The sequence below is a fragment of the Gracilibacillus saliphilus genome, from assembly GCF_010994085.1.
GTDB classification, from domain to species: Bacteria; Bacillota; Bacilli; order Bacillales; family Amphibacillaceae; genus Gracilibacillus; species Gracilibacillus lacisalsi.
In genome coordinates, this window is sequence record NZ_WJEB01000019.1 from 18,428 (window position 1) to 41,151 (window position 22,724).

Below are 22,724 nucleotides of genomic sequence, written 5' to 3' on the forward strand. Positions count from 1 at the left end.
TACCATCAGAGCAAGTACCGCATTGATCACTCCGTATATAAAAGCAATAATCACCAAATAAAATAAGGAAGCTGAAAAGTCAACATCACTGAATGTTACGATAATTAAACATGGTAATGTTAAATTAAAGACTATCCTTGCTATTCCCTCGCCATCCTTTTCTTTAACAAGGTTAAATCGTTTTAATACATAGCCAATTGCAATAATAACAATTGAGATTAGAAATTGTTCATTAAATCCGTTCATTTTACTGTAACTCCCTGTTGTCTCGTTTCTTCTCACCCCTTCTACTATATCACATAGTGCAACAATTCGTTTTTATCTTAATCTTTTGACAGAAATATCCCCTAGATGTACCATAAATTATGGAAATAGTTTAAAAATTCTAAAAGGGGGACTAGTTTTCTCTTTCACGAGAAACTAATATGATATGACGGAGACATGGTATTTTATAGACACAGAGAAACAGACACCAGCTTATAATATGGCAGTCGACGAATGCTTACTTCATTGGCACAGCGAAAACAAAATACCGCCTACTATTCGCTTTTATGAATGGCTGCCAGCAGGATTGTCAATTGGGTATTTTCAGAAAACAGTCAATAAGATTGATTTGGAAGCAGTCCGAAAAAGTGGTATAGATCTTGTCAGACGGCTAACTGGCGGTCGTGCTGTTTTACATGATCAGGAATTAACCTACAGTGTGATCGTGACTGAGACGCATCCTAAAATGCCTAAGTCCATAAAAGAAGCCTATATGGTACTCTCAAAAGGCCTTTTAGAAGGATTCCATAGCTTAGGTATTGATGCATCCTTTGCTATACCTGAGGGTAAGTTAAATACAACACAGTCTGCTGTCTGTTTTGAAGAACCTTCATGGTATGAACTGGTAGTCGATCAAAAGAAGGCTGCGGGCAGTGCTCAAACAAGAAAACAAGGGGTTATTTTACAGCATGGCTCGATCCCGTTATCAGTCGACAATGATAAACTGTATGATTTGTTTATTTACCGAAATGAAAGGGTAAAGCAGAGAGCACGGGATGCCTTTGATGATAAGGCAATATCTATCGAGCAAGCAGCGAAAAGAAAGGTCACATTGGAAGAAGTGAAAGATGCCTTTAAGAAAGGGTTTGAAAAAGGCCTGGACATTGAATTAAAGGAATTTCAATTTACGAAGGAACAAGAACAGGAAATCAATGAACTGATGGAAAGCAAATATTTGAATGATGATTGGAACTTTACTAGATAGGAGCGATACACAATGGCAAAAGAACAAGAACATCTTCGCAAACCGGAATGGCTAAAAATAAAAATTAATACTAACAAATCATATAATCGTCTAAAACACTTAATGCGTGATAAACGATTAAATACTGTATGTGAAGAAGCAAAATGCCCGAATATCCATGAATGCTGGAGCGAGAGAAAAACAGCTACCTTTATGATTCTCGGTGATACTTGTACTAGAGGCTGCCGCTTCTGCGCTGTTAAAACCGGTTTACCAAATGAATTGGACTGGGGCGAACCAAAAAGAGTTGCTGAATCTGTGGAGATCATGGGCTTAAAGCATGTTGTTGTCACAGCTGTTGCACGAGATGATCTAAAAGATGGTGGAGCGGCAGTATTTGCTGAAACGGTGAGACAAATTCGCGAAAGAGTACCAGGTTGTACCATTGAGATTTTACCTTCTGATATGAAAGGTGATTATGAAAGCTTACATACCTTAATGGATAGTGGTCCAGATATTTTTAATCATAACATTGAAACAGTGAGAAGACTGACAAAAAAAGTTCGTGCCATTGCAATGTATGACCGTTCCCTTGAATTATTGCGCCGCGTGAAGGAAATTGCCCCTAATACTCCGACTAAATCAAGTATAATGGTTGGACTTGGTGAAACAAAAGAGGAGCTTATTGAGGCCATGGATGATTTACGTGCCAACAATGTGGACATTGTAACAATCGGTCAATACTTACAGCCTACTAAAAAACATTTGAATGTAGAACGATATTATCATCCAGACGAGTTTAATGAATTAAAACAAATAGCTTTATCCAAAGGTTTCAAACACTGTGAAGCAGGACCTTTAGTTCGTTCATCCTACCATGCTGATGAACAAGTAAATCAATCTGCTGCTCAACGTCGTATTAAGTATATGAAGGGCTATGAAGAAACAAGTGGCGAAGAACTAAAGAACTTTACTTTTTAATCAAGGGAGACTGAAGATGACCAACTACAAAGCTCTTTTTTTAGATATTGATGGAACTATTCTACGTCGTGATCATACGATTGAGGATACGACTAAGCTTGCCGTTAAACAAGCACAAGGTAAAGGAATTGAAGTATTCCTTGCTACTGGACGTCCTCTCCATGAAGTAGATGATATCGCTGATGAATTAGGAGTAGATTCCTTTATAGGTTATAACGGAGCATATGCGATTTATGATGGAAAAACGATAGTTGACGAACCAATATCTGGCTCTGTGATTGATCAGTTTTTAGATGTCGCTAAACAAAATGAACATGAAATGATTCTTTATACCAATGAATTAAATTTAGTGACTTCAGAATCAAAGCAAGTAGTAAAAGATTTCATCGATTATTTCGATTTAAAACATCACCAAGCATATGAAGCTATCTATCGAGATCAAATATTAGGGATTACGCTGATGGATATTCGACCTGATGAACCAGCTCTTTATGATGTTAAACAAGAGGATATTTATTTTTCACAAGTAAATGTAGCAGGCTTAGAGCATTGTTATGATATGATCAGGGAGAATGTCAACAAAGGGCAAGCTATTCAAAAAGTGCTCAAAGAGCTCGATATACCAGCTGATGCAACGATTGCCTTTGGCGATGGGATGAACGATAAGCAAATGCTGCAATATGTCGGTGAAAGCTTTGCGATGGCAAATGCTACACCTGAAGTGTTTCAATACGCCAAACATCGCACCACTTCCGTAGAAGAATCCGGTATCCATAACGGCTTGAAGCAATTAGGGATTGTTAACTAAACAACTCTTCCTTATTCACGTTAGATACATAATGTGAAAAATCTGTTTAGTTTTAAAGTTAATAGAACTGCTCTTTCGGGGATATACCTTGCTGTTCCCGGGATATCTTCTTCCCTTCCCGGGATATAGTCGTTTATCCTCGGAAGAGATGACTCTATCCCCGGAACAGAAAATCGCTTCCGGGGATATCCTCTTCTATGAGGCATAGAACACAAAGAAGCCAACTTCGTCTTGAAGTTGGCTTCTTTGTGTTTTGTGAAAACAGACACCTTAAATGGATAGGGGAGCAACAAGCTATCATACATATAAGCAGGCTAAAGTGGACTAATTATTTAGGCTTACATGTATATTATTAATTAATGAACTTTCCACATTCACTAATTAATAGAATGAATATAATATAACAAAGGTTTTTCAATCCAACAGCAAACTTGTAAACATATCTGACAATATATTTTTAAAACTTGCATCGCCCATTTTTTCTAAAACTAGTCATTTACCCTAACTTATCTGTAAAAGGTACATACATTATATAGTGACAATACACAAGGAGGTTGATAGGAATGAGCTATTACGGAGGCTGTTCTCCATACGGTGGATATGGTTCTGGATATGGATACGGCGGTGGTTATGGCGGTGGATTCGCCCTAATCGTTGTGCTTTTCATTTTGTTAATTATTGTAGGTGCTTCTTTCTATAGCTAATTATATATCCAGGATATCCTGTTCCATCATTAAGAAAGATCCCCGCTAACCGGGGATCTTTTCAATTCTAGAATAATTCTTACCCTATAATGAAGGTTCGTTTAACATTCGAACATGATATACGCCACCAGCAACCTTATTTTTTTCTGCATAAAAGGTAACCGTCACTTTGTCTTTATCATTGATAAGTGCCGTTGGTATCGGATAGGATTTAGAATATAACTCTCCAATATTTGGTTTATTAAAGTGTTCTCGAGCTAGCACATGTTCATCAATTTTGATTTCAAAATCTCTTTCCATCTTCTTACCATTGATTTCTAACATAAAATCACTTTTGTTATACGTGATGTACAAATAGTTCTCTTTTTCCGGGTCAACTCTTAAGTCATAACTAAAATACCCTCCATCCCGTGCATCTCTCCAACCGCTATGGACGTCATTACTATAACCAGAAGTTGAATTCTTCGCCTGTATATTGTGATCTACTTCTGGTTGCTGTTCATTAGGCGTAACCTCATCAACTATAATTTTTTGTTCTCGAGCTTTTCGTTTTCTTTCTTCATCACCGAATTCTTTGAACTCTTGTTCCGACATAATATTCCAATAGATAGTATAACGTTCATGATGAATATCATAAAAAGGTTTCAACTGTAGCTGTTGATGTCCAGGTTGTCCGATCGCTTCTGTTTCAAATACTAGCTTTTCAGCGTCTTTAACCTTTATCCAATCATTTAACGGTTCATTTGTCACCAATACTGGCACATCAATTAATGGATGATTATTTAGTGCCTGGTGATCATCAAGAATATCTGTTTCAGGATAATTCTCACGGCCTAATGCCCCTGCCAACACAATCGGTCCATACATGATTACTTGCTTTTTCTTATCATCTTTTCCATGATATCGATGTAAATGCAGTGGTAAATCATATGTAATCTGATCTCCGTTTTGCCAAGTGTGTTCGATGATTAGGTATCCATTAACTTCTTTCGTTTTTACTTCATTTCCATTAATTCTAATCGTTGATGCACCAGATAACCAGTAAGGCTTTCTAAAAGCAATCTCTTTTACTTCACTGCCTGCCTTTTCGATTGTGATGGTTGTGTTTGACTGATATGGAAAACTGGTTTGTTGACGAACAACCATATCATCATTTTTGGTTGATGCTTCTGCTGAGATAAATAAATGGACGTACAATCTGTTAGCTATTTTTTCAAAAATACGACGATTATATCTTGCCGGATTCTCCATTCCTGTACCAGTACAACACCAAAAGGAATGATCGTGTGAATGATATACTTTAAAATGTCCTGGCTCTGAAGATACAAAGTATGTTTTCATTCCTGAATCAGGATCTTGTGATGCAAGAATATGGTTATATAAAGCACGCTCGTAATAGTCATAGTAATGAGCCGATTGCTCCCATCCAAAAAGGATTTCCGTTAACTTTAGCATGTTATAGGTATTACATGTCTCCGTTGTCAATATCCCTAGTTCTTCATCATTTTCTGGTCCAAAGTGCTCCCGTATACTATTTCCGCCGATAGCATACGTGCGATAATGAACGACTTGATCCCAAAAGAATGTCGCTATCCGCTTATATTTTTCTTTCCCTGTGATATTGTATAGTTTAGCTACTCCTATCACTTTTGGTATTTGAGTGTTAGCATGCTTTCCTTCTAAATCATCATTGCCTTTCGCTAAAGGTTCTAGTACTTTCTCATGATAAAATCTTTCAGCTAACTCTAGATAACGCGTATCATTCGTTATTACATATAGATCAGCAAATGCTTCATTCATCCCACCATGCTCACAGGTCAACATACGTTGGAATTGGTCTTTTGTTAAACTCTGTAATCCGTTGTATGCCCAGTCAGCCAGTTTGGTCACGATCTCCAATGCTAATTTAGAACCGGTTATGTAATGGACATCGATTAGTCCTGCATAGATTTTATGTATGGAATACCACGGTACCCATGATCCCCCTAGGCTAAAGTTCCCTACTTCAAATTCACCAGAAAATACCTGATCAAAACAGTCTCTCGGGAAACCACTTACATAACCATCCTTATCTAACGATTGAACAGCAGCTAATTCGGATAAAGCATATTCTAATTTTTTATTTAATGCTTCATCTTCTGTTACCTGATACATTGTTGCTGCAGCTGACAACCAGTGACCTATGGAATGGCCAGCAATCTCCATTGATTCCCATCCGCCATACCGTTCTTTTTTAGCTGTTTTACCAGCAGCTTCATAACATGGCGCAACAAGTCGATCAATATCTAAATATAGTAAATATTCCTTTCCTTTCTGTTGAGAGTTTTTAAACATTCCGTCTAACAAGTTCACTTTTTGCATATTCTGCACCTCCACTAGCCTTTTTATAATAACTAGTATGAAGTGTTGAGATACAGTTGTACATTCACAATAACTAAAATTACATATCTTTTTTTTAGATTTCTGTTAAAATATAATCAAACTATTTTAAAGGAGCGATCGTTTTGTCTCATCCTATAACTATATCAAGTAGCTCATTCCCGCTTATTCATGAAATAGGTTTAATGACTGATGAAGATGGAGTGGAAAAACATCCAGATCGTGTGATGCCAATATTAAATGTATTCGTTTTCGTTAAAAAAGGGCAATTACAAGTTATAGAAGATGACGAGGTATATAAGCTAAAGAAAGGATCCTATCTTTTTCTTAGAAAAAATATCCATCATTGGGGAAGCGAATTCTACCAACCAGGTTCTGAATGGTTTTATATTCATTTTTTTAATCATGATATACAAGAAAGTGTTAATGAATATAGTATGTACGGAAAAACTTCACTAGTTCATCATGAAGAATATCAAAGAAAATTGACATTGCCTAAATTCGGGGAAGTGTCTCACCTCGGTTACACTCAATCACAACTTGAGCAATTATTAGAAATGTATGAATCATCTCATCCGATGAGACCTATATTAACCAGTATGCATACACATCAGTTCTTTTTAGAGTTATACTTGGAGAATTTGGAAACCTATACAAATAGAAAATCCAATAGAATGATAGCTAAAATGATTCGGTTAATTGATGAACAGCAAAGTAACAAATTATCGAGCCAAGAGATATCAGAAGCTTTAGGTATGAATTATGCTTATCTTTCCACGCTGTTCAAACAGCATACAGGTAAAAGCATTACACAATATCAAAATGAGCGGATGGTGGAAAAGGCAATTCAATTATTTCGCAAAGAAAACTATAATGTTTCAGAAGTGAGTGACAAACTAGGATTCTCTAATCCTTTTTATTTTAGTCGCGTCTTCAAGAAAGTAACAGGAATGCCTCCAACCGATTACCTGAGACAAATTTACCGAGGTTGAAAAACATTATCTATCTATAAGAAAAGCGCAGAGCGCCCGCTTAGAAACGTAGCGGCTTCAGAATCTACTGAGATAAAGGAATCACGGTGAGTTTGCGAACCGATGATGAATTATCGTAGGGCGATTCTTGAAGTCGCCTAGTTTTTAGGCGCTCGAAGCTAGACATCTGCGCAAGTTTTATACTTTCTGTCTTAACAGAAAAACTCGGAAAGCCCACCCGGTCCTGTGCTAAGTAGTTATTTTGACATGAATAATAGGCTTAACAACCGCTTCGGCTTGCCCACTTCGCTTTCCGTGGGCCGTGTCTTCAGCTAACTTTTGTAAAAAGAATCGCTTTACAAAAGTGGATCTTCAGATCACGCTGATCCCACAGGAGTCGAAGTGGGCGCCTACGCTAATTAACGTTCTACATTTTTTTAATGTACGGACATTACAGCTTTTATTTTACATGGTATAAAACCTCAAAAAATTAGCTGTCACTTACGGTGTAGAGCTGCTTTATAGCGGAGGCCGCCCGCGTCAACTCCTGTGGAAACTGTTTTACCTGAAGATCCCCTTTTTCAAGCGGTTTTTGCTTGGAAAGTTAGCTGAAGGTAAAACCCCACCGAAAGGGAAGCGGGAAGCGGGAAGCGGGCAGCCGGAGCGATGCTTTCCGTCTACATATCATTTCAAAATGACCACCTATGATACAAAAACACTATCATGCTGCGTATTATATACTTTCCTATCTGATAAGAAAAGACACGGTGAATTCCGTGTCTTCAACATTACTTATTTTCCTTTTGAGCCTTGGCCTTTACTGTGTAGCGAGAAAAGGTTGGTGTCGATGGAGAACTGGATCGATTGACGTTCTCTTTCTCGTTTTAACGCTAGTTGGATTAGTTGATCTGTTAATTGTTGAAAATCTTTTCCGCTTGGTTCCCATAAATAGAAAGACAGTGAACCTGGAATCGTATTGATCTCATTGACAAAAACCTCACCATCAGGATTTAACAAAAAGTCAATTCGAGAAACACCACTTGCATTCAATAAGCGAAAGGTTTTCTCTGCCAGTTCTTTAACCTTTGCAGTAGCTTCCTCACTAATTTCTGCAGGAATAATCCGGTTTACACTTTCCATTCCTTTTGTATCCCCTGTTTTACCGCCACTCTGATATTTGTCTGCATATGATAAAATTTCATCGGTGCTCAACACTTGTTCACATACAGAGCTTTCCACTTTTTCATAATCGCCTATGACAGAACAGTTAACCTCCGTGAGATCTGTTACCATCTTTTCAATAATTATTTTAAAACTATAGGAAATGGCAAGCTCGATTGCTTCTTCTAATTCTTCTTCATTCTCTGCCTTTGAAATCCCTACACTTGATCCTAGGTTTGCAGGTTTCACGATAACCGGATAACCTACTTTTTCTGCTAATTGTTTAATACGATCCTGTTCCTCGTGCCACTGACTAGAGTAAAACCATTCGTAATCCACTATCGGCACACCGGAATCACGTAGGATCTGCTTCATCATTACTTTATCCATACCGGCTGCTGATGACGCAACATCACAGCCAACATAAGGAAGACCTAATAATTCCAGATAACCTTGTAATGACCCATCCTCACCATTTGTACCATGAATAACCGGGAAGACAACATCTATCGTTGTAATAACTCCTTTTGAGAAAAGAGAACGCTCCTTTTTCTTTAATACAATATTCCCTTCCCCTTCTTGCTCCAATACGACTTTGTCAGCTTGTTTAAACAACTGGTCTAAGTCCTTATAATTTTCGATATCTGTTAATACATCGCCTGTATACCATTCTTTAGTTTTGCTAATATAAACCGGTACTGGTTCATATTTGGATCGATCAATTGCATTATATGCTTGAAGTGCCGAGATAACGGAAACTTCATGTTCTACAGATACTCCACCAAAGATTACGGCTACTTTCGTTTTCACAGCCTATTCCTCCCAATATCATTACTCGTTATATGTGTCAGGTAAATCATTCTCCAATAAGATAATTGCATCTTGGCGGTTCAATGCTTGAATTTGTGATATTGCGTGATTTAAATCTTTTGCAATAAATAATTGTTCCTCAGGGTAGCCTTTTTCACGAAGTCCATCCTGAATAGGTTTTGTTTGTTTTTCACCTACTAAAATCACATAATCACACGCATCACTCGCATATTCACCAAATGCTTTATTATATTGATATTCCTTATCACCTAATTCTACCATACCTGGTGTCACTAATACTTTAAATCCTTCCATCGAAGAAAGTACTTCTAAAGCCATTCGAGAACCAGTTGGATTCGAGTTAAAACTGTCATCAATTACCGTTAAATTACCGAATCCTTTCTTTATTTCCATTCTGTGTTTTACTGCCTGTATCTTTTTCACACCCATTTGCAGTTTGGCAAGAGGTACTCCCATTTCCCACGCCACACTAATGGCAGCCAAAATATTATATACATTGTGCTTACCTAATAATTTTGTTTCAAAATCTGCATCTAATGTGCCTGCTTTGTTTGTCACCCTAAAAGTAGTACCTTTTTTGTGAAAACGAATATCAGAAGCTAGATAGTCTGATTCTTTATCATCGATTCCAAAATAAACTTTACGGCACTGATTTTTCGGGGTATAAGACATAATGTTTTGATCATCACGATTTAGGAAAGCAATGCCGTCAGCAGGCAATGTTTCAACAATCTCATATTTTGTTTTTTTAATGTTTTCTAATGATTTAAACGTTTCTAAGTGTTGTTCCCCAATTGCTGTTAGAATCGCATATTTATGCCCTACTAACTCACAGATTTCTTGAATATTGCCAGGCTCTTTCGCACCCATTTCGGCAATAAATACATCATGATATGGCTTTAAAGAATTACGAATAGTAATGGTTACACCAATTTTCGTGTTAAAACTGTTCGGTGTTTTTAGCGTATTAAAGTGTGATGACAAAATAGTATCTAAAATAAACTTTGTACTTGTTTTGCCAAAACTACCGGTAATACCAACCGTATCGGTATTTTTCGCACTATCAATGATACGTTTAGCATCTTGATAATAATACTCTTTAATTCTATTCTCTATCGGTTTGTTAATAAGGTTCGCTAATAAAACAATAACATATGTGAAGATCGAACCTAGTACAATAACTAACCCAGCATAGCTTAACGGGTAATCATTCCAAATAAAATGCAAGCTAGTTGCTAATAAGAAAAGATAAATAATCGCAATAGTCGTAATCAGGCGTTTGACACGTGCGGTAACAGCTAATTTTTTCTTTTCTTGTTTAGTTTTAGGCACGAACAGACCTAGCAATGCGATCACGAATATGAGCCAATTCCACTCCAAAAATAATAGTAGGGCGAAAATAAGTGCTAACCACTCATGAACTGGTACAACTTTAGACCAATGCTCTGTCATCCATCGCCATAATCGATTGTTAAAATAACTGTTTAATTGCAGCATATGGATCGATTGTTTCACTCGAAAGAATGCATATACCATCCATAATACACTGACAATTGAAAATATAATCTGCATCATCAAACTGCTCCTTTATCCTCTTCTAAAAAAGTATCTACAATCACCGCGACACGACGTTTTTGTTCTAAAAACACATAATGGCCTGCATTCTCAATTAAAGCTAATCCTGCATTTGGAATTAACTTTTCCATCATTTTCGCATCTTGTACAGGCGTTGCCGTATCATTTGCACCCCAAATTAATAATGTCGGTGCTTTAATATTGGGCATATGGTGCTGTAGATCCTCGTTAACCACTTTACTTAATGTTTGCTGCATCACTCTAGATGCATTTTGATAATCCGAAGATCCCGCTTTACCACGGTATTTTGCAATAATTTCATCTTTATAACGATTTAAAATTGGTAAGCTTAACACTTTTTTCAGTGTTTTATACGTGTATACTTTTACATAATAATCTGCTTTACGCTTCGGTTTCACACCAGCACTGCCTATTAATATCATCTTATGTACATTATCCTGGTGTCGATCTGCATATTTTATTGATACTCTTCCGCCAAAAGAATGACCGATTAGTATCGGATTGTTTATATCTAACTTTGCTAAAAACTGCTCAAAGAAATCTGTGTATCTGCCTACATCCCATGCTTCAGGTGGTTCATGACTTTGACCAAATCCTGGAAAGTCCAAGGACGTAACCTGAAAATGAGCACTTAAACTATTTTGTAAATCCTCAAACAAATCGAGGCTCGTTCCCCAACCATGAAGCATAACGACAGGGCGACCCTCACCAGTTTGTTTATAATGTATTTTTAATTGGTCAATTTCCATAAACACGAATGAACGCTCCCTTATTAATCTCAACTTATAATTTTCGAACATTACTTCTACTATATGACGCAAAATTGCTATTTAGAAAGAAAAATTTCACATCCATAATCATACCATAAAACAAGACAGAGGGACAGATTTAATGTACCGATATCAGTCCATTAACCTGTCCCTCTTATCTACAATAAATTTGCCTTGATTAATCTATTCCTTATCATAATTCCAAGCCAGCTTGCAAGAATGGCTTTGATGATTCCAACGATTAGGAATGGATATACGCCTGAAGCCATTGCTGCACTCCAGCTTAATTCTGCCACGAATTTAAGCTGAGTCATGCCAATTGCCAAGGTAACAAACATTCCCATAATATTTGCGATCAATGCCATTTTGAAATTGAAGGATGTTTTTTCTAAAATGAGTCCAGTTATGTAAGCAGTCGCAATAAAGCCAAAAATGTAACCTCCGGTTGGCCCGACTAAAACTTGTGGTCCTCCTGTTAAACCGGAGAATACTGGAAGACCGATCAGACCGATTAACAAGTAGCCAAACATCGAAAGCGAGCCAAGCTTGCTGCCGATAATCGTTGCCGTCAAGCCTACAGCTAATGTCTGTCCACTGAATGGAACAACCCATAATTGTACTTGTAATTGTGCTAAAATAGCCGTAATTGCTGTGAAGATACTTGCTAAAATAAGTGCTCGTAATTTGCTAGAATGCATTATTCTCTCCCTTTCGTTAACCATCATAAAATAAAAGTTAACACAAAAACTTAAGAGAGACAACTATATTTTTTCAAGAAGATTAGACTAGCAACGATTCTTTGCAGTTTTTAGTTCTAATTAATAAATGGAAGACCATACACTAGGAACAAGGGGTGAAAACGAATGACCGTTCATGTTGTCCAAAGCGGAGAATCTTTATGGCAAATTGCAAATCAATACCAACTTTCAGTTTCTGGTATTGTTGAAGTGAATGGTTTGTCTAATCCGGATAGTATCATACCTGGTCTAGCTCTTTATATTCCAGAAGGACTTAATGGTCAGCTGAGACCTTATATCGTCAGAAGAGGAGACACGCTTTGGCAGTTGGCTAATCGTTTTAACACCACAGTAGAAGCAATATTACATGCAAACCCCACAGTAGGTCCAGAGCAATTATATATTGGTCAAAGACTCTTGATTCCAACATTATTGAAGCCTCAAATAGAAACATTAGGATTTATTGTTCCTTACTCACCACAAACCTTTTTACCTATTCTTCAAAATTTATCTGATATGCTTACATATTTAGCAGTTGTATCTTATTCATTTACTTCAGAAGGCAATGCCTATGTGTTATTAGATGATACAGAGATCGTAAGAGAAAGTAACCGGCTCGGTGTCACCCCACTATTAATGATTCGTAACTTTACATCGGAAGATTTTGATGCAGAGTTAGCTGGGAACGTGTTGGCTAATTCCGTTTATCGGAGAAATTTAATCGATAGTTTATTAAAGTTTATTCATGAAAAAGAATATGGCGGAGTTTCCCTGGATATAGAATTTATTCCTCCTGCACAAAGAGATAATTTTAATACATTTTTGAATGAATTGAAAACTGCGCTTGGTACGCTTATTCTACATGTTAATGTACATGCAAAAACAGAAGATTTGCCAACAAACCCGATTGTAGGAGCCTATGACTATCAGGCAATTGGAGCGATTGCAGACGTGGTAGCTGTTATGACCATTGATTATGGATATCCAGGCGGTCCACCCGATCCGGTAGCACCGTTGTGGTGGATGTACGAGGTTGTCCGATATGCAACAAGCTTAATTGATTCTCGCAAGGTACAAATTGCTTTTCCTTTGTATGGATATGATTGGAGAGTAACTGATAATACGACTGCTGCTTTATCAGTTATAGGTGCCCAAAACCAGGCAATCTCTGCCCAAACAGTAATTGCCTTTGATCAGGTTGCTGCCTCACCGTGGTATCGATATTGGGAGGAAATGGAGGAGCATATCGTTTGGTTTGAGGATATTAGGAGTTATCGGGAAAAATATAATGTAGTCGATCAGTATCAATTGTTAGGTGTAACATACTGGCAATTGAATTTGCCGGCACCACAGAATTGGAATTATTTAAGTAATCATTTTATGGTTACATAAATCGACTAGTTCTGGAGGGACAAACATAAAGCATACACTATCGATTACCACCCTTCCTTAGATATCGGGTTCTCTTCCTTGGATATATCTTACCAAAGGAAGAATGATGCTTTTCTAAAGCAAAAACACGAGCATCCATTGATGTTCGTGTTTTGACGTAAATCGAATAATTCTGTTAGCTAGTCTTATAACTTCTTAAGAAACAAGCTTCTTTTACTCAGTCTGTTCTTCGTCATTGTCTCCGGCCATATAGCTATCTGACACTTGTTCATGTGTTTCGGCTAAACCTTTGCTCATTTGATCATTTCGTTTATAATCTTCTACCTCATAATTTCGTTCTGCGATTTTGGTATTCTTTTTTGGATCCATACTATCACCTCACTTTTAGCATAAACCCACTGGCCAATTATATACTCTTTTTGTTGAATTGAATTAATTTATGTTCGAACTGATATTGTTTTTTCGGCTGATTGGTTTCCTTATAAAATTCTACTAATGCTAAATAAGCTTCTTGTTTGATCGCTTGATCATTTACTTTTTCAATTGTCCCGGCTCCAAGTTCATAATATTTTTCAGCTTGCTTTATCTCCCCTGCTTGATAATAGCTATAACCTAGTCTAATGGTAGTTAATCCTTTCTCATTGCGGCAATTGGATCCTAACTTTTTATAAATCGAAAGTGCTTCATGATAACGTACAATCGCATTATCTAAATCAGCTTGCATTAAAAAGTTATAAGCAATGGCTTGTAAGGTATTGGCATACGCTAATGTTCGCATTTTATCTTGTATTTCTAGACCATGTAAAAACTCAGTATACATATCCAATGCTTGATCATATATTTCTTGTTTGGAATAAATCTTTCCTAAAGCATATAAAAACTGCATGCGAATCTTTGGATATTTATCTGATAAGGGTAAACCCGCTTCTAAAAAATGCTTTGCTGTTTGGTCTTCGCCCATTTTTAACGCAATCGTACCTAATTTAGAATACAAAAACACGACAAGAAAATGGTCTATGTCATACTTTTGATTGATAATCTCCATGACTCGCTCATAATATTTTACTGCACGTGGAAATACTTTAAGATTTTCTTCAATCTCTGCAAGCAACATAAATCCTCTTACAGATAACGGATGCTCTGTATTCACCAGTTTTATAGCTTGATTAATGATCCGGCGAGCCTTTTTTAAATCAATATGAAAGTACAGCTCTCCTGTTTTCATCAACAGGGTTGCTTTGCCCTCATCTGAAAGCAAGGTGTCCTCTCTAGCAGTGATGTTATCAAACAATTGAATCGCTAGTTCCGGTTGTTCCAAAGCGAGATAGATATCAGCTAACTGATCGGTAACCTTCATTACCATTGGATCAACTGGTTCTAACTCTTCCAACATTAGTTTTCGAGCCTGTTCCATTTGGGTGTGGGCCTGATGTAATTCTTCTTCTTGATAAAACAGCCAGCCGATCCGTTGATAAATAAGTGCTATGTCGATACTATCCGCTTGTTTCTTTTCAAGATATTGCAATACCTTTGCTAATGTCATTCTTGCCTGACTGAATTGCTTAAACTGTTCATCCAATTTGGCAAAAGCAAAATGAGCCTGCAACCAAATCTGCTCTGCCTCCTGATCACGATAGCGGTGCTTCATAGCTTGTTGAAAATGATGAGAAGCTAAGGTATAGTTCTTCTCTGCCTGATAAAATAAAGCTACTGTGTAATGAAGAAATAGAAGTTCAGCATTAGACAATTCCTCTATTTTTTTCAACTGTTGTTCGATTTCCACCACATCTCGTTGTACCAGCTGATGCTGACCTAGTTTCATTTTTTTGATTATGGCATTTGCTTTTTGCTTCCATTCCATTTTTATCACACCTTTTTAAGCTTTTCGAACTTGTTTCTTGTAGATGACATAGCTTCTTGACAAGTAACGTATAGGGAAACTGAACACATGCACCATTCTAGTGAACGGCCAAATCGATGCAAAAGCATAATTGGCAAGTAAGTGAATTTTAAACCAAACAGGGACTTCCGCCATTAAATGCGGTTCAATTCGAAATATGAATAACCCTCTAAACCAAGGTGCAATCGTTGTTCGATAGTCAAACCCATGTGAATCGACATTTAAAAACGTTGCTGATAAACCTGACACGACAACAATCATTAAAAAGAATAAGACGGCCCAATCGCCTTTGGATGTTGTTTTTTTAATCCGTTGTACACTTAAACGACGATAACAGAGTAAAACAAGACCGATCACTGCTGCAATCCCTGCTGGAATACCAAATGCAAGTGCGATTATATGGTACTGATGCTCGGTAACACCGAATGATTCATAAACAGTTACAGGGACTAATATTCCAAGAAAGTGACCACCTAAGACAAACAACATTCCCCAATGAAACAAAGTCGAGCCGATTCGCAAATGTTTTTTCTCTAAAAATTCACTTGATTTGGAGGACCAGCCAAACTGATCCTTTTGATAGCGATAAATATGACCACCAATGAATATGGTTAACACGATATAAGGAAGGATTCCCCATAGAATCCAATCGATGGAAGCACTCATTGTTCTGCTCCTTTCTCCTTTAACTTAGCTGATTGTTAATTAATTGTTCACGCATCGATTGCATGATACGAACATCTTCTAAAGACAATGGCTTTTCATCTACAGTTAGCGCTTCTTCCTCTACTTCCAACCCTTCAGCCTTTATCAATGTGATTAATGCGTTTAATAGAAGATGATAAGCACTTTCGAATTTGACTAACTTATTCTTCGTTTCTACAATCGCTGCGACATGTTTTGCTAATAACTCGAGCCTTATTTCTTTTCTTGCTTCTCCACAAAATTCAAGCATTAAAGGCAAGAAATCAGGAAGTTCCTTATCCGTTACTTCAAAACCAGCCGCTTCATAAAATTTCTTCAGCTTTAATAGTTCTAAACCTCTTTCTTTTTGTTCCCCTAGCTTTAAATAAGTCATATATAAGTTAGAAGTTTTGCCGAAATCAAATACTTCGATATAATGTTCTACCCATTGATCCTGATCCCATTCAGAAATAGCATCGAGAAAACCTGTGAGCGACTTTTTAATGGATAGTTCCTCGATTTCAGCAACAAATCGTTGGGCTTCTTCAACCGCCAACCTATGCTCTTCAGTTGGGTAGCGAAGTAAAAAGCTGATTAACTGGTAGGTTGAAGATATCACTTCATGTTTCATACTATTTCCCTCCTTAGGACAAGACGCCACAGCTTCCTGGTCCACCAGCAAAATCAAGACCACATGCACCTTGATCCTCATATAAATCCCGAACATCTTCACGGTGGCTTTTTGGAATCACAAAACGATCATCATATTTCGCAATCGATAATAAACGGAACATTTTTCTAGTTTCTTCTTTCGTTAAACCTAATTCCTTCATAATCTCTTCATCAAAGGTTTTTCCAGTTGTTTCTGCTCGCATAAAGCTTCTCATTACCGCCATTTTTTTCAGTACAGTCCGTATATGATCCGTATTTCCGGCTGTTAAAAGGTTGGCGAGATACTCAATTGGAATACGCATATCATCAATCGCTGGGAAAATATCGTCAACGTCTGCAATACTGCCTTTTCCTTCGATTACGTTCATCACGGGGCTTAGTGGTGGAATATACCATACCATTGGCATTGTGCGGTATTCGGGATGTAAAGGTAATGCGATTTTCCAATCAATAATCATTCGATAAATAGGTGACTCTTGTGCAGCCTCAATCCAGTCATCATGTATACCATCTTTTTTCGCTTGTTTGATCACCTCTGGATCATTAGGATCCAAAAATATTTTTAATTGTTCCTCATATAATTTATCTTCATCTTCAACAGATGCTGCTTCTAATACGCGATCTGCATCATACAACATGACACCGATATAACGGATACGGCCTACACATGTTTCAGAACAAATCGTCGGCTGGCCATTTTCAATCCGTGGATAACACATTGTACATTTTTCCGCTTTATTTGTTTTCCAGTTAAAATAGACTTTTTTATATGGACATGATGTTACACAATGACGCCATGCTCGGCATGCATTTTGATCCACTAATACAATACCGTCTTCATCTCGTTTATACATTGCACCTGATGGACAAGAAGATACACACGGTGCATTGATACAATGTTCGCAAATTCTAGGAAGATACATCATAAATACGTCTTCGAACTCAGTTTTGATTGATTCTTCCATTTGCTCAACGTTAGGGTCACGCAAACCTGTTATATGACCACCAGCCAAGTCATCTTCCCAGTTCGGTCCCCATTCCAAATCCATAAACTCACCAGTGATAGCTGATTTTGCACGAGCTACCGGTTGATGTTTACGTTCTTCGGAATTCGTTAACTTTTCATAATCATAGTTCCATGGCTCATAGTAATCATCAATAGTTGGTTGATATGGATTATAAAAAAGGTTCATCAACCGTTTTGTTTTGGAACCTGATTTTAATTTTAATTCTCCCTTGCTATCTAGCTCCCAGCCACCTTTATAATGGTCCTGATCTTCCCAGCGTTTCGGATAGCCGATACCAGGTTTTGTTTCGACATTATTAAAGTACATATATTCTGCACCCGGACGATTTGTCCAGGTGTTTTTACACGTTACACTGCATGTATGACAACCAATACATTTGTCTAAATTCATGACCATCCCGATTTGTGCTTTAATCTTCAAGCCAATCAACCTCCTCTAGTTTGCGAATGACAACATGTAAGTCACGTTGATTTCCTGTCGGTCCATAATAGTTAAAGCCGTAGCTAAGCTGTCCGTAGCCACCAATCATATGGGTAGGTTTCATATGAATTTTGGTTGGACTATTATGAGTACCACCTCGATTTTTCGTTAAGTTGGTTCCAGGTACGTGAATATGACGGTCCTGTGCATGATGCATAAATGCCATCGTCCTCGGAATCCGGTGTGAAACAACTGCTCTGGCAACGACCACACCATTACGGTTAAAGCACTCGATCCAGTCATTATCTTCAATACCAGCCTCACTTGCATCATCTTTGTTAAGCCAAATAGTTGGACCGCCTCTGAATAAGGTCAGCATTGGCTGTGCATCGTAATACATACTGTGAATCGACCATTTGTTGTGTGGGGTCAGGTAATTTAACGTTATTTCTTTCCCTTCCACTGGCGGGCGATCCTTCTTAAACGGTGTATGGTGGAGCATTGGTTTATACGTCGCCATTTCTTCTCCAAATTCTTTCATCATTTCATGATCTACAAAGTATGACTGTCTTCCGGTTATCGTACGGAACGGAATTAATTTTTCGATATTGGTAGTAAAAGGGGAGTACCTTCTGCCACCTTTTTCTGAGCCGCTAAATGCCGGGGACGTAATGACTGTTTTGGGCTGAGCATTAATTTGCTCAAAGGTAAACAGTTCTTCCTCTCGTTCTTCCGCTAAATCTTTCAGCTCTAAGTTTGTTTGTTTTTCTAATGCTTCCCACGCTTTCACTGCTACTTTACCGTTTGTCGTTGATGACAGACGTAATATTGCTTCACATGCATCTCGAGCATCGGTGATATTGGGTAGACCTTTTGATATACCTTCCTCTTCTACTTGACCAATGGCATGCTTTGTTTGTTCATATTCCTTTTCCATGGACCAATTGATTCCTTTGCCACCGTAAGGATTTTTCGCAATATTATCCCCCAGTGAAGTGAACTTTTTATATAATTGTTTATAATCACGTTCTACGACATGAACATTTGGCATTGTTTTACCTGGAATTGGTTCACATTCACCTTTTGACCAGTCTTTGATTTCACCCAATGGTTGTGCAATTTCTTGTGGTGTATCATGTTGTAATGGGCTTGTGACAATTTCCTTAAATGCTTCAAAATCTACTTCTTCTGCTAAATCTGAAACCCCTTTTGCTAATGCTTTGAAAATATCCCAATCCGATTTTGCCTCCCATGGTGACGAAATTGCTGGGTTGAACGGGTGTACAAACGGGTGCATATCGGTACTGGATAAATCATGTTTCTCATACCATGTTGCTGCAGGCAAAATCACATCGGAATAAAGACCGGTTCCTGCCATACGGAAATCTAAGTCAACCAGTAAATCTAACTTTCCTTCTGGTGCTTGATCACGCCACTTTATTTCTGATGGTCGTAGGCTGTCTTGATCATCATTTAATAATCCATGATCTGCGCCTAGTAAATGCTTTAAGAAATATTCATGACCTTTTCCCGAGCTAGAAATTAAATTGGCTCTCCAGACAAAAAGAGTTCTTGGATAGTTGACCGGATTGTCCGGGTCTTCTATGGAAAATTCTAGTTGTTTCTCTTTTAATTGATCGGCCACATATTTACCGATTTCTTCTTGTGTTTGATTACCAGCTTTCACCGCATCTTCGTAAACTTTCGTACTGTTTTGCTTAAATGTTGGATAAGATGGTAACCAACCTAGCCTTGCTGCTAATACATTATAGTCTGCTGGATGTTCATATCTTGCCTCGTCAACCGTTTTGGCTGTTAACTCATTAATCGATGTTTCTTCATAGCGCCATTGATCCGTTGCAAAATAGAAAAAGGATGTTCCATTTTGTAGTTTCGGCGGTGCTTGCCAATCTTTTGCAGTTGCTATCGTGTTCCATCCTTCGGCAGGACGTAACTTCTCCTGACCGACGTAATGTGCCCAGCCACCGCCGTTTACCCCTTGTGCACCAACCATAATCACCAGGTTGACAACTGCTCTGTAGATCGCATCGGAATGGAACCAGTGGTTAATGCCTGCTCCGACAATGATCATCGAGCGGCCATTGGTATCAATCGCATTTTGCGCAAACTCACGAGCAATTTTGGTTACTAGATTTCGATCGACACCAGTAATTTTCTCTTGCCATGCCGGTGTGAAGGCTTCGATCTCATCATAGGATGACGCAACATCACCGCCAATGCCCCGGTCAATACCATAATTGGCGAGCATTAAATCATAAACTGTTGTAACATGCTCGATTTTCCCATTGATTACTACTTGTTTCACCGGAATGTTACGCTTCATCGTTGATCTTGTATTAGCATCGAAATAAGCAATTTCTACTGTTTTGATCTTATCCTCGATTCCTAAAAAGCCTAGAACTGGTTCGATCTTTTCCCCATTCCGTTCATCAATTAGCTTCAGATTCCATTTACCCTCTTTGTCCCAGCGACTACCCATCGTTCCTTGTGGCACAGCGAAATCCTCTGTTAAAGCATTGTACATTAACGGCTTCCATTCACTATTGGTCGTTTCTAATGCTAAATCCTTCGCATGCAGAAAACGGTCGGCAATATAAGTGTCTCCTTTTTGTTTTAATCTTACGGTAAAAGGAAAATCAGTATATTGTTTGGCATAGTCTTCAAAATATGGCGTGCGTTTTTTTTGATAAAACTCATTTAAGATCACATGCCCCATCGCCATCGCAACAGCACCATCTGTACCCTGTTTCACCGACATCCAATCATCTGAAAATTTGGTCGATTCAGCATAGTCCGGACTAACGGACACTACTTTTGTTCCTTTATATCGTGCTTCTGCCAAAAAGTGTGCATCTGGTGTACGGGTTAACGGTACGTTTGAACCCCAAGTCATAATATAACCGGAATTGTACCAGTCAGAGCTTTCAGGTACATCTGTTTGGTCTCCCCAAATTTGTGGAGATGCTGGTGGTAAGTCTGCATACCAATCGTAAAAACTAAGCATTGGTCCACCGAGCAATGACATAAAGCGACTTCCTGCTGCATGACTAACCATGGACATCGCCGGAATTGGTGAAAAACCGATGTTACGATCTGATCCATATGTTAACGTGGTGTATAAAACAGAAGCAGCCACTAATTGAGTGACTTCTTGCCAATCTGCACGAACTAAACCACCTTTGCCTCGAGCACTTTTGTACATTCGTGCTTTTTCCGGGTCCTCCACAATACACTTCCAAGCATCTAACGGATTTTCATGTATCTTTAAAGCTTCACGCCATAACATTAATAATTTTTTTCTAACATAAGGGTATTTAACACGCAGCGGACTGTAAATATACCAAGAAAAGCTTGCTCCCCTTGGGCAGCCACGTGGTTCAAAGTCTGGCATGTCTGGTCCTATAGAAGGATAATCAATTGACTGCCCTTCCCAGGTTACAATGCCATCTTTTACAAATATATTCCAACTACAAGAGCCCGTACAATTGACACCATGTGTAGAGCGAATCACTTTGTCATGCTGCCATCTTCTGCGATAGACATTTTCCCAATCCCGATCACCTTCCTGTAATTGGCTATGATCGTTTGCATATTTTTCTTTTGGTTTTAGATAATTCATACGTTGCCATAATGGAGATTTTTTGTTTGGCATCTTGATCCCTCCGTGTTCCCAATCTCTATTGCTTATGTTCATTAAATCACGAACACACCAATACAAGGTGTGAACAACATCACACCAGACCGTGACGATTTTGTGACAAACACTGAGATATCAAGCTTTGATATATTTTTATATTTTTTGATTGAAAATGTTTGAAAAGTTTAATCAGTTGAAGTAAATATGCAAAGGTGGAATTCTTACTTTCCTATCTTAATGATTCGTTTCACGAGCAAAAATTCTAAATGAAACTGTAAGATTTCCCTGTAAAGTTAGGTTAACAAGGAAATCTGTCAATGAAAGTGAACGGTTTTCCCGGTAAACGAATCATTACCGGGAAATCTATCATTAAAATGGGAGGTTTTCCGTGTGAAATGTTAGTTTATGATAGTTCGATGTATGCTTTACGAACTTTTTTTAAAGAGATAACTTTTTTATGATGCAGCTGTTTATTTTGAAATGGGACTTGTTTATTGCGAAACTCTGCTTCTTTATTGCGAAATCGCTCTTGTTTATTGCGAAACACCGCTTCTTTATTGCGAAATCGCTCTCGTTTATTGCGAAATACCGCTTCTTTGCAATATAAAGTGAGTTCGACTAGTTTTTTGCGCCTACATAGACATCTCCATTTAAACTGCCCATAAAATGCTTACGGACACAACTCCATAAGAAAATCCTACAGCAACAAACTGTAGGATTAACATTACGAGTTAATCAGCACTTTTCCAAATCAGAAAAAGCTTTTTATAATTTTTACTGGAGTTTTCCAATTTCAGTAATACA

The 22,724-nt window shown here is 37.9% G+C and carries 17 protein-coding genes and 1 pseudogene; 6 read left to right on the top strand and 12 right to left on the bottom strand.

All coding sequences use genetic code 11. The features are described from left to right. Positions 1–9 precede the first annotated feature (9 nt). Positions 10–246: pseudogene (locus GHT08_RS22220) on the bottom strand (AEC family transporter); the annotation flags it as partial. 184 nt (positions 247–430) lie between these two features. On the opposite strand from GHT08_RS22220, the gene GHT08_RS12925 reads away from it, so the two are divergent. From GHT08_RS12925 to GHT08_RS12940, 4 genes are all read left to right on the top strand, one after another. After that, positions 431–1,249 (top strand): lipoate--protein ligase family protein, encoded by an 819-nt coding sequence (locus GHT08_RS12925; protein ID WP_163581805.1) that lies wholly within the window; start codon positions 431–433, stop codon positions 1,247–1,249. A gap of 12 nt (positions 1,250–1,261) precedes the next feature. Further along, the gene (gene lipA / locus GHT08_RS12930; RefSeq protein WP_018934385.1) at positions 1,262–2,209 is read left to right on the top strand and encodes a lipoyl synthase; all 948 of its coding nucleotides are present in this window, start codon (positions 1,262–1,264) and stop codon (positions 2,207–2,209) included. A 16-nt stretch (positions 2,210–2,225) separates the two neighbouring features. Next, positions 2,226–3,017: a Cof-type HAD-IIB family hydrolase gene (locus GHT08_RS12935; protein WP_163581806.1), complete on the top strand. Its 792-nt coding sequence runs from the start codon at positions 2,226–2,228 to the stop codon at positions 3,015–3,017. A 563-nt stretch (positions 3,018–3,580) separates the two neighbouring features. Continuing rightward, a complete protein-coding gene (locus tag GHT08_RS12940; RefSeq protein ID WP_163581807.1) occupies positions 3,581–3,721 on the top strand; it encodes a YjcZ family sporulation protein in 141 nt (46 codons plus the stop codon). Between the two features lie 84 nt (positions 3,722–3,805). Here GHT08_RS12940 and GHT08_RS12945 read toward each other — a convergent pair whose 3' ends face one another. Next, positions 3,806–6,082, bottom strand: coding sequence for a glycoside hydrolase family 127 protein (locus GHT08_RS12945; protein ID WP_163581808.1), 2,277 nt, complete (start codon positions 6,080–6,082; stop codon positions 3,806–3,808). A 143-nt stretch (positions 6,083–6,225) separates the two neighbouring features. On the opposite strand from GHT08_RS12945, the gene GHT08_RS12950 reads away from it, so the two are divergent. Then, on the top strand, positions 6,226–7,092 hold the full coding sequence (locus tag GHT08_RS12950) for a helix-turn-helix domain-containing protein (RefSeq protein ID WP_163581809.1): 867 nt from the start codon (positions 6,226–6,228) through the stop codon (positions 7,090–7,092). Positions 7,093–7,863: 771 nt separating this feature from the next. Here GHT08_RS12950 and GHT08_RS12955 read toward each other — a convergent pair. From GHT08_RS12955 to GHT08_RS12970, 4 genes are all read right to left on the bottom strand, one after another. Next, positions 7,864–9,042: a D-alanine--D-alanine ligase family protein gene (locus tag GHT08_RS12955; protein WP_163581810.1), complete on the bottom strand. Its 1,179-nt coding sequence runs from the start codon at positions 9,040–9,042 to the stop codon at positions 7,864–7,866. A 21-nt stretch (positions 9,043–9,063) separates the two neighbouring features. Then, positions 9,064–10,638, bottom strand: a complete 1,575-nt coding sequence (locus tag GHT08_RS12960) for a UDP-N-acetylmuramoyl-tripeptide--D-alanyl-D-alanine ligase (protein ID WP_238343571.1) — start codon at positions 10,636–10,638, stop codon at positions 9,064–9,066. Next, positions 10,638–11,408 carry an alpha/beta fold hydrolase gene (locus tag GHT08_RS12965; RefSeq protein ID WP_238343574.1) on the bottom strand — a complete coding sequence of 257 codons (771 nt, stop codon included), beginning with the start codon at positions 11,406–11,408 and terminating at the stop codon, positions 10,638–10,640. Before GHT08_RS12965 ends, GHT08_RS12960 begins: the two co-directional genes overlap by 1 nt. Before the next feature lie 179 nt (positions 11,409–11,587). Beyond that, positions 11,588–12,127: a biotin transporter BioY gene (locus tag GHT08_RS12970; protein ID WP_163581812.1), complete on the bottom strand. Its 540-nt coding sequence runs from the start codon at positions 12,125–12,127 to the stop codon at positions 11,588–11,590. Between the two features lie 165 nt (positions 12,128–12,292). Between GHT08_RS12970 and GHT08_RS12975 the strand changes: the two genes are divergently transcribed. After that, positions 12,293–13,558 carry a glycoside hydrolase family 18 protein gene (locus GHT08_RS12975; RefSeq protein WP_163581813.1) on the top strand — a complete coding sequence of 422 codons (1,266 nt, stop codon included), beginning with the start codon at positions 12,293–12,295 and terminating at the stop codon, positions 13,556–13,558. 213 nt (positions 13,559–13,771) lie between these two features. Here GHT08_RS12975 and GHT08_RS12980 read toward each other — a convergent pair whose 3' ends face one another. From GHT08_RS12980 to GHT08_RS13005, 6 genes are read right to left on the bottom strand one after another with little or no spacing between them, the layout of a single operon-like run. Then, positions 13,772–13,927 (bottom strand): YozQ family protein, encoded by a 156-nt coding sequence (locus tag GHT08_RS12980; RefSeq protein WP_163581814.1) that lies wholly within the window; start codon positions 13,925–13,927, stop codon positions 13,772–13,774. A 37-nt stretch (positions 13,928–13,964) separates the two neighbouring features. After that, positions 13,965–15,419: a tetratricopeptide repeat protein gene (locus GHT08_RS12985; RefSeq protein WP_163581815.1), complete on the bottom strand. Its 1,455-nt coding sequence runs from the start codon at positions 15,417–15,419 to the stop codon at positions 13,965–13,967. A gap of 15 nt (positions 15,420–15,434) precedes the next feature. Further along, complete coding sequence (narI, locus tag GHT08_RS12990; protein ID WP_163581816.1) at positions 15,435–16,124, bottom strand: respiratory nitrate reductase subunit gamma; 690 nt, start codon at positions 16,122–16,124, stop codon at positions 15,435–15,437. Between the two features lie 19 nt (positions 16,125–16,143). Further along, positions 16,144–16,773, bottom strand: a complete 630-nt coding sequence (narJ, locus tag GHT08_RS12995; protein ID WP_163581817.1) for a nitrate reductase molybdenum cofactor assembly chaperone — start codon at positions 16,771–16,773, stop codon at positions 16,144–16,146. A gap of 13 nt (positions 16,774–16,786) precedes the next feature. Further along, on the bottom strand, positions 16,787–18,262 hold the full coding sequence (gene narH, locus GHT08_RS13000; RefSeq protein WP_163581818.1) for a nitrate reductase subunit beta: 1,476 nt from the start codon (positions 18,260–18,262) through the stop codon (positions 16,787–16,789). Further along, positions 18,252–21,935 carry a nitrate reductase subunit alpha gene (locus tag GHT08_RS13005; RefSeq protein WP_163581819.1) on the bottom strand — a complete coding sequence of 1,228 codons (3,684 nt, stop codon included), beginning with the start codon at positions 21,933–21,935 and terminating at the stop codon, positions 18,252–18,254. Before GHT08_RS13005 ends, narH begins: the two co-directional genes overlap by 11 nt. Between the last annotated feature and the right edge of the window lie 789 nt (positions 21,936–22,724).